General features: G+C 55.6%; 9 protein-coding genes and 1 pseudogene. 5 read left to right on the top strand and 5 right to left on the bottom strand.

Translation table 11 applies throughout. The features are described from left to right. From FEM54_RS16960 to FEM54_RS16940, 5 genes are all read right to left on the bottom strand, one after another. The coding region (locus FEM54_RS16960; protein ID WP_138452040.1) for an SDR family oxidoreductase at positions 1–911 on the bottom strand (911 nt) is incomplete at its 3' end. Further along, a complete protein-coding gene (locus FEM54_RS16955) occupies positions 908–1633 on the bottom strand; it encodes an SDR family oxidoreductase (RefSeq protein ID WP_138452038.1) in 726 nt (241 codons plus the stop codon). The genes FEM54_RS16960 and FEM54_RS16955, both read right to left, overlap by 4 nt. Before the next feature lie 10 nt (positions 1634–1643). After that, on the bottom strand, positions 1644–2372 hold the full coding sequence (locus FEM54_RS16950; protein ID WP_099550082.1) for a sulfotransferase-like domain-containing protein: 729 nt from the start codon (positions 2370–2372) through the stop codon (positions 1644–1646). Then, on the bottom strand, positions 2369–3592 hold the full coding sequence (locus FEM54_RS16945) for a transaldolase family protein (protein ID WP_138452036.1): 1224 nt from the start codon (positions 3590–3592) through the stop codon (positions 2369–2371). Before FEM54_RS16945 ends, FEM54_RS16950 begins: the two co-directional genes overlap by 4 nt. 25 nt (positions 3593–3617) lie before the next feature. Next, a complete protein-coding gene (locus tag FEM54_RS16940) occupies positions 3618–4334 on the bottom strand; it encodes an HAD family hydrolase (protein ID WP_138452034.1) in 717 nt (238 codons plus the stop codon). A gap of 256 nt (positions 4335–4590) precedes the next feature. Between FEM54_RS16940 and FEM54_RS16935 the strand changes: the two genes are divergently transcribed. The 5 genes and pseudogenes from FEM54_RS16935 to FEM54_RS16915 all read left to right on the top strand — a co-directional run bounded on the left by FEM54_RS16935 (position 4591) and on the right by FEM54_RS16915 (position 8821). Continuing rightward, complete coding sequence (locus FEM54_RS16935) at positions 4591–5391, top strand: glucose 1-dehydrogenase (RefSeq protein ID WP_017135320.1); 801 nt, start codon at positions 4591–4593, stop codon at positions 5389–5391. Then, a complete protein-coding gene (locus FEM54_RS16930) occupies positions 5384–7210 on the top strand; it encodes a glycoside hydrolase family 15 protein (RefSeq protein ID WP_138452032.1) in 1827 nt (608 codons plus the stop codon). Before FEM54_RS16935 ends, FEM54_RS16930 begins: the two co-directional genes overlap by 8 nt. Before the next feature lie 123 nt (positions 7211–7333). Continuing rightward, on the top strand, positions 7334–7882 hold the full coding sequence (locus tag FEM54_RS16925) for a GNAT family N-acetyltransferase (protein WP_138452030.1): 549 nt from the start codon (positions 7334–7336) through the stop codon (positions 7880–7882). Between the two features lie 56 nt (positions 7883–7938). Further along, positions 7939–8179: pseudogene (locus FEM54_RS34670) on the top strand (hypothetical protein). A gap of 12 nt (positions 8180–8191) precedes the next feature. Further along, positions 8192–8821, top strand: a complete 630-nt coding sequence (locus FEM54_RS16915; RefSeq protein ID WP_138452028.1) for a BRCT domain-containing protein — start codon at positions 8192–8194, stop codon at positions 8819–8821. The last annotated feature ends 18 nt before the right edge of the window (positions 8822–8839 follow it).

The following is an 8839-nucleotide window of genomic DNA, read 5'->3' as shown; positions in this document are numbered from 1 at the left end:
TCGGAGAACTGCACATTGATGCGTCCGTCCTGAAGCCAGACCGGATAGCCGCCCGGAAGCCCCAACGGACCGGGCGCGTGCACCAGTACCGGCGTCGGTGAGAACAGCCCTTCGATCACGGTGACCGCAGAACACGCGGTTAGAAACTGCCCATCAACCCCGCCCAAGCGACGAAACTCGGATTTCACCGTAGAAAAAATCACCTCATCGGACAGACGAGCGACTTCGCGCCGGCCGCGAACCTCATACAACAAGCGATAGCTGGCACGCGGGGGCCGTCCGCCCCGTGGCACGTAGTGGCTGAAATAATGCTGGGCATACAGCATCACCTCCACGTCAGCGGGAGAACACTTCAGCAACCGCGCGATGGAGAAACGCACGGCCGGAATCAGGTTGGCGACATTACCCACCCCGATGTCAGGGGCCAGACCGACCCTGGCCAGAATCGGATTGACGGCGTCAGGAAAGGCCGCATTGACGGTCAGGGTCGTGATACCGGAAGCCTTCACTGCCTGCATCAAGTCATGCATCAGTGTCAGGTGCATGGGTAACCAGGGACCGAACTGTGCCTGGTCAAGTTGTTCGAACGAGTGTTTGGGCAACCCGGTGATCACTCTCCATGACTGCAACGAGGCGCAGTTCACGATGATGTCCGGCGCATGTTCCCGAAGCACTTGGGTAACGCTGCCGATATCCGTCAAGTCCGCGATCACTGGCGAGATAGCAACATACTGCTCCAGTTGTGCGCACGACAGCGTCACCAGGTTACACATCCGGATGGTCATTTCTTCGTTGCGCCCCAGCACGACAAACTCGAACCTGTTCCTGGGCGCCAGAATCTTGAGAATGTGCAGGCACAAATTACCTGCGCCCACCAACAGCAACTTTTTCTTCGGTATGGGCTGGCTCACCGTGGGTAGGCTCCGTTATCAACCGGGATAACCTTGCCGGTCATATGACGAAAACCTTCACCGACCAACAGCAAAATGACCTCAGCAACACCACTGGGCAGGATGGGGTCTTTAAGAATTTCCTGGCGCGCGTATTCAGCCCGCCGATATTCAGGAATAGTGTCGTAGATGGCCGTGTCGTGAATCAGTGCCGGAGACACCGCGTTTACCCGCACAAAAGGGGCAAAGTTCCAGGCATTGGCCTTGGTCAAACCGATCACTGCAGCCTTCGTGGCGCCGTACAGGGCATCACAACTGCCCACTTCCCCTGCCACTGAGGTGATATTGACGATGCTGCGCGGTGCTTCGTGCTTCATTTCGCGTTCGGCGAAATCTTTGGAAAGGTAAACCAAGGCTTTAAGGTTAACGTTAAGCATTTCATCCACTTCTTTATCGGAATAGGCATAAATGCTTTTGCCGTGATACAGCCCTGCATTATTAATTAACCCATAGATAGTGGCATGACGCTCATACAGGCTTGGAATAAAGCCCTTGATCACAGCGTCACTGGAAAGATCGGCAACCTGTGTCTCTAATACACTCGCACTGTAAGTCTGTTGCAAGGTGTTGAGCGCATCCACGTCCTTATCGACGGCAATCACAAAGTAACCATCAACAATCGCCTGCTCCAGTGTCGCCCTACCAATTCCATTAGCGGCACCGGTAATAATCAATTTTTTCATGCCCTGTTTCCTATTGACAGAATTCGTTCATGCGCGCGTAAAAAACCCGGTGATAGTCATACATCGCTTTTAACGCTGGCGTATTATCGAGAACCTCTTTATCGGGCTGAGTCTTACTCGACGAAATAATGCACTCACTGTTTTCTGCGGCGACGTGCCAACTTCGCCAGGTTTTCCATTGCGGAGGGCACTCGCGTTTCCACACCATGGCTTGCGGCAGAAATTCAATATCCAAATAGTCACACAGTTTGCCAATCACGCGCTCCGGCGCTGCCGCCAGGTCATCAGCATTAATCACATAGGGCACTTTGCCGGTGAGTTTGGTGACCACACAAAAGATCTCATACAAGGCTTTATGCCCGATGGCTTGCAACGGCATGTTGGGGTGTATTCGATAATGCGAAAGAATGCTGCTGGCGGGCTCCCGAATAAGAAAGATATTGTCTTGTTGCGCCAGAAAGTCCACGTCTACTTTTAAGTCATCGAGGCAGTGATAACACATGTCTTTGTGAAATACGCTGGCCGTCTCCCTGGCCTTGACCAGTCGTTCTTTTATGCCCTGATACGTGGTTGGAAAACTATGATCCCATTCATCCGAAGGAATGGCAGAGTCTGCAGAAAATGCCATATGAGCAAACGGCTCGTGGAAGACTTCAAAGTCTTTGCGCTCGATAAACACGCGCTCCAACACCGTTGAACGAGAACGGGGGTGCGCCCATAACCCGACCATCTTGTTCATACGAGCACCCCATATTCGGCCGCCATGATCGCACTGAGCGAGCGACTGAAAGCGTGCACAGGGGGGCAGAGTCGAGTGCAAAAATCGGCCAAGCGTCGGTGCGCACTGTTGGCCTCATTGCACGTGTTGATAAAAGCCTCATGATTGCAAAAGTCATAAGGCTCAATGCCATCCAGGCAGTAGGCTTCGCAGAAATACGGAATACGAAACAACTTCGCGAGCGTCGAAACCGGGGGCTTCAAGGGTTCCCCTGCAGGAAATACAGGTTTACCGCGACTTTCGCGCTCAATCAAAAACTCAACCACCTCCGGCGTCAGTGTGTAGCACGTCGCCGACAAGCCGGTCTTCTCCAAGTGCCAGCAATGCTTGTTTCCACGCTCGTCGACATCGACTTTTATACTGGAAAGCAGGGTTTTGACAGGAACGGAAGACGCCGAGACCAGCGCCTGTATCTGCTCATAAACCAGCAACTCGGCCCAGCGCAGATCCTCTGGACTCAGCGTCAGGCCACGCTCCGCCGCTTGTAACGCAAGCTCGGGTTGACAGCCGAAGCGGCCGATCATGAACGTGATCACGTACTTGCAATGGCTTGTGTCAACACCCTTGCTGCGTGCAGTCACCCTTCCACGCTCTATTGCCTGGATGCCTGCCTTGAATTGCGAAACAGTGAAGCAGAACGTGATGTTGAGAGAACTTCCTTGCGCCACTAAGTGCTCGACAGTCGTAAGGCCTTCCTGGCTTGCGGGGACCTTCACCATCACATTCGCAGACAACTGACGCAGCGCCACTCCCCTGGCAGTCATGCGTTCAGCGCAGCGCACATCGACCGGATCAACTTGAGCGCTAATCCAGCCTTCACACTGCCCGGATTGAACCCAGCGTTGCTTCAGGTCCGCAGCCCCCTGCACGATCACTTCGTCGTACAGTTTCCTGCGCAACTCTTGGGGCGCCAGTTTGGCAAGATTAAACCGCGACAACCAATACTCGCGTTTTTCAAGAATCACCGCAGTGACCAGTCGAGGGTTTGTCGTCACATTGCTGAACCCACCGGGTTGCGAAAATGTGTCTGGCATTAACTGCTCTATGCAGCCAGACGCTGCCGGGTATTTTTCAAGCAAGTGTTTCTTATAAGGCACATAGACGGCAGGCGACGAATCCCACCAGACCTCCGAACGTTGATCATTACCCTTTAGCCGCTCTGTATAACCTGAAGTCTTCACAACGCCTCCTCCCTGAGTAGTCATATCACGCTAGCGCCTTGCGTAATTCACGCATATTGGAAAAAGGCAACGCCCCGGCATCAGCCAAAATTAAATGTCGGCCCACGGGCCCAAAACCCAACACGCTTATATTCGCCGCAACCGCCGCGCGAATGCCGACAACACTGTCTTCAATAACCAATGCATCACGGGGGTCGACGTTATAAGCAGCGCACGCCGTTAAAAATACTAAAGGGTCTGGTTTCCAACGCCCTAACTCATAACAACTGAATATGTGCCCGTCGAAATAAGACAACAGTCCCGTGAGACGTAAACAGTGTTCTATTTTATTACGGGGCGCACTGGAGGCTACGCAAAAAGGTAGCGTCAGGCCCTCCAGTACTTCTCTTATTCCATCGGTAGGTTTTAACTGCGCCGTCAAATCGATCCGTGCACGCTGACGGAAAGCTTCTTCAAACTGACTGTCCAGGCAAATACTCAATACCCGTTCAGCTTCACGTAAGCAGTCGGCAATCTTGCGCCCACGAAAGCGCTCAATGAATTCTACTAAGTCAAGGCCCGTAGCCTCTGGTGCGTCACGACGTGCTTGTTCATTCAGCAGGGAGATCAATACAGACAGGGTGATTTCTTCGCTGTGTACAAGTACACCGTCGCAGTCGAAGATCACTAACTTAGGCACGCCCACGCGGACAGGCGCAGCCTCCTGAACTGGTAGTTCCCCTATAAAGGCCAATGGGTACATGGGCATCTCTTATAGGTATATCCGCGATGACTTCTGAACTACCAGCGGAGCACATTTAGGTGTGCTTATAAGACGCCTAGAGAAAAATCCTGTCAAACGATTTTTAGCGGTTTATTAATTACTTTTAATTATTTATATTGTGTTTTTTATTCCTAAAAGCTAAGCACTTCAATCGAAAAACCCATTTGCGACTGCTGAACTTCTACCGACACGTGTCAGTCAGCACAAAGGACTCTCATAGAACGGTGGGTGGGCAATGCAGATCTCCTTGCAGCAACAAGTGGCCCTGGTCACCGGCGCCAGTTCCGGCATCGGCGCAGGCGCAGCCAAGGCGTTGGCCGAAGCCGGCGCGGCCGTGGTGCTCAACTACAACTCCCAGGCGGCGCCAGCCGAAGCCCTCGCTGCGCAGATCAACGCAGGCGGCGGGCGGGCAATTGCCATCGGCGGTGACGTGTCCAAAGAAGCCGACGTGGAGCGCCTGTTCGCCCAGACCCTTGAGGCCTTCGGTCACCTGGACATTCTGGTGGCCAACTCGGGCCTGCAAAAAGACGCCAATCTGGTCGACATGACCCTCGACGATTGGAACACCGTGATCGGCGTCAACCTCACCGGCCAGTTCCTGTGCGCCCGCGCCGCCGTGCGGATCTTCAATCGCCAAGGCATTCGCGACGGCGTCTCGCGGGCGGCCGGCAAAATCATCCATATGAGTTCGGTGCACCAGGTCATCCCGTGGGCCGGGCATGTGAATTACGCAGCCTCCAAGGGCGGCGTGGAGATGCTGATGCGCACCCTCGCCCAGGAAGTCAGTGAACAGCGCATCCGCATCAATGGCATCGCGCCAGGGGCGATTCGTACGGCAATTAACCGTGCGGCCACTGAAGGCGCGGCTGAAAAAGAACTGCTCAAGTTGATTCCCTACGGTCGCGTAGGCGATGTGGAAGACGTGGCCAATGCGGTGGTCTGGCTGGCCAGTGATGCCTCCGACTACGTGGTGGGCAGCACCTTGTTTATTGATGGCGGCATGAGCCTTTATCCGGAGTTTCGTGGCAATGGTTGATTTCAAGAATGAACAACAGAGCGCCATCGATGCCCATGGCATCATCGGCGATATGCGTAGCGCAGCGCTGGTGAACGACAAAGGCAGCATCGATTTTTTCTGCTGGCCGGAATTCGACAGTCCATCAATCTTCTGCTCACTGCTGGACACGCCCGAAGCCGGTGTTTTCCAACTCACCCCCGACCTGCCCAACGCACGCCGCGAGCAAATCTACCTGCCCGACACCAACGTGCTGCAAACCCGCTGGCTGAGCGATGAAGCCGTGGTGGAAATCACTGACCTGCTGACCGTTGGCGAAGACGTCGACGACCTGCCGCTGTTGATTCGCCGCGTGCGTGTGGTCAGCGGCAAAGCCATCCTTCACCTGCGCTGCGCCGTGCGCCATAACTATTCCCGCGCACAAACCCAGGCGACGACCGACAACGGTGGCGTGCTGTTTACGGCTGACGGCCAGCCCGCCCTGCGCCTGGTCGGTAGCCATCCGCTGAACCTCGAAGACCACGCGGCAGTCGCAAGCTTTAGCCTGAGCCAGGAGGAAGGCGCCGAATTTGTCCTCGGTGGCGCCGACGACCCACGCGTCACCAATGACTGCACCGACCTGTACCTGGAACGCACTCTGAAGTTCTGGCGCGGCTGGATCGCGCAATCAAATTACCGTGGGCGCTGGCGTGAAATGGTCAACCGCTCGGCATTGGCCTTGAAGCTTTTGACCTCACGCAAACACGGCGCAATCATCGCTGCCGCCACCTTCGGCCTGCCGGAATCACCCGGCGGCGAACGCAACTGGGATTACCGCTACACATGGATCCGCGACGCCTCGTTCACCGTTTACGCGTTTATGCGCCTGGGCTTTGTCGAGGAAGCCAACAGCTACATGCGCTGGCTCAAAGGCCGAGTCAGCGATTGCTGCGGCCAGCCGACCAAAATCAATATCCTCTACGGCATTGATGGGCGCCAGGAGCTGCCGGAAACCACACTCGATCACTTGACCGGGCACGGCGGCGCCAAGCCGGTGCGCGTCGGCAATGAGGCGTTCGACCAGATCCAGTTGGATATCTACGGCGAGCTGATGGACGCGGTGTACCTGGTTAACAAATATGGCGAGGCGATTTCCCACGAAGGCTGGAAACACACGGTGGAAGTGGCCGACCAGGTCTGCGAAATCTGGAACCAGAAAGATGTCGGGATCTGGGAGATGCGCGGCGAGCAGCATCACTTCCTGCATTCGCGGCTGATGTGCTGGGTGGCGCTGGACCGCGCAATCCGCCTGGCCTCAAAACGCTCGCTGCCGGCCCCATTCGCACGCTGGGACCAGACCCGTCAGGCCATCTACGCCGATATCTGGAGCAATTTCTGGAACGAAGAGCGCGGGCACTTTGTGCAACATATCGGCAGCACCGCACTGGATGGCTCGATGCTGCTGATGCCGCTGGTGCGCTTCGTCGCGGCCACCGACCCGCGCTGGCTGTCGACCCTGGAAGCAATCCAGAAAAGCCTGGTGCGTGACGGCATGGTCTATCGCTACCGCAACGACGACAGCCAGATCGACGGCCTGCAAGGCACCGAAGGCGCCTTTACTGCGTGCTCGTTCTGGTACGTCGAATGCCTGGCCCGCGCCGGCCAAGTGGAGAAAGCCCACCTGGAATTCGAACAACTGCTGCGCTACGCCAACCCGCTGGGCCTGTACGCCGAAGAGTTCGACAGCCAGGCCCGTCACCTGGGCAATACGCCCCAGGCGCTGAGCCACCTGGCATTGATCAGTGCGGCGACGTTTTTGGACCGTAAGCTCAGTGGGGAAAAGACCGTGTGGCAACCCTGAGGTGGGCTGTGCACAATGGGCAGTCCCGTCGTTAGACTGCTCGGAAAACTTGGAGGTAGATGTGGGGTGGCATGCTTTTGCCAAAATCATTGATCGCGAGCCGGTTTTCGCGACACTAGCGCCATGAGCGGATTTCCTGCCCTCGCTACCCCGCGCCTGCACCTGCGAGAACTGCAAGTGAGCGACGCCCCCGCGCTGTTCGCCATCCACGCGGATGCCGCGAGCATGCGCTGGTTCGGCGTCGACCCGATGACTGACCTCCCCCAGGCCGAAGCCCTGATCGAAACGTTCGCCCAGTGGCGCACCCACCCAAACCCAGGCACACGTTGGGGCCTTGAACACCAAGGCAAGTTGATCGGCAGCTGCGGCCTGTTCAAGTGGAACCGCGTCTGGAACAGTTGCGCGTTGTCCTGCGAGCTGGCACCTGCTGCTCGTGGGCAGGGCTTGATGAACGAAGCCTTGCAGGCCATGCTCGATTGGGGCTTTGAGCATATGCAGTTGCATCGCGTCGAAGCCTTGGTGCACCCGCAGAACACTGCTTCTGTAGCGCTATTGAAACGCCTGGGTTTTAAAACCGAAGGCACATTACGAGACGCAGGGTTCTGGAATGGCCAGCGGCATGACCTGAGGGTGCTGGGGTTATTGGCGCAAGAGTGTATAGACAACCACTGAGAGGCCTATAACGATACCGATGCCACTTAACGCGCCCTGATATTCAAGGAATGAATATGATCCTACGTATTGAAAGAGATGTAAGCACACCGATCCGACCTATATTGAGCTGGAGCGAAACGTGGGAAAGCTACGATAAAGGCTTGATCAAATGTTGGGAGGTTGGTCGGGCACTGGCAACTGGATATTGATCCTGCGCAGGAGGTCCCTAAAACGTGCTCGCGTACTCACATGATGGTTACGTTCACGCCCGACAAAGCGAAGTACATCAATCAGACCACGGAATCTGAAGGTTAAGGAGCAGGACGCATGGATCTTCATAAGGAATTCGAGCGAAGCATTTTCTTTCACCAGGCACGTATTGACCGACGCTCTGCCGATGCATTGGTCGGGATTACCGCTGGCTTGACGGCTGATGGCAAAATCAACCAAAGGGAAGCCGAGTTTCTCAAAACCTGGATAGAGACCCATCTGATACAACTTGAAGATCCGGTCGTTAACATTCTTTATCAACGTCTCGCCAATATGCTGAGCGACGGTGTGCTGGATGAAGATGAGTCGAACGAGCTATTGGAAATGCTGCATCAATTCTCGGGCCTTCCAATTGGGGCACCTCAGCGCACGACAGGCGTTAGCAGCCTGCCGTTGAACGACCCGGTTCCTGAGCTCGATTGGCAGGGCAGGGTTTTCCTGTTTACAGGAGTCATGGCATACGGCCCTCGCAAAGACTGCGAGTCGCTCGTACTCGAACGAGGAGGCGTGATCGGAAACTCTGTTAGTAAAAAAGTCCATTTCCTGGTGGTGGGCAGCATTGGCAATGAGCAGTGGCTCCACAGTTCCTACGGTACGAAAATCAAGAAAGCAGTGGCGTTGCGAAACAGCGGCGTTCCCATCGCAATCATCAGCGAAAGCCACTGGCAACAGGTGGTGTTCGGTTGAATCCCATCATTTCCATCC

The sequence above is a fragment of the Pseudomonas edaphica genome, assembly GCF_005863185.1.
GTDB lineage: Bacteria > Pseudomonadota > Gammaproteobacteria > Pseudomonadales > Pseudomonadaceae > Aquipseudomonas > Aquipseudomonas edaphica.
Note: the sequence above shows the minus strand (reverse complement) of the source record. Positions and strands in the feature narration are given on the sequence as shown.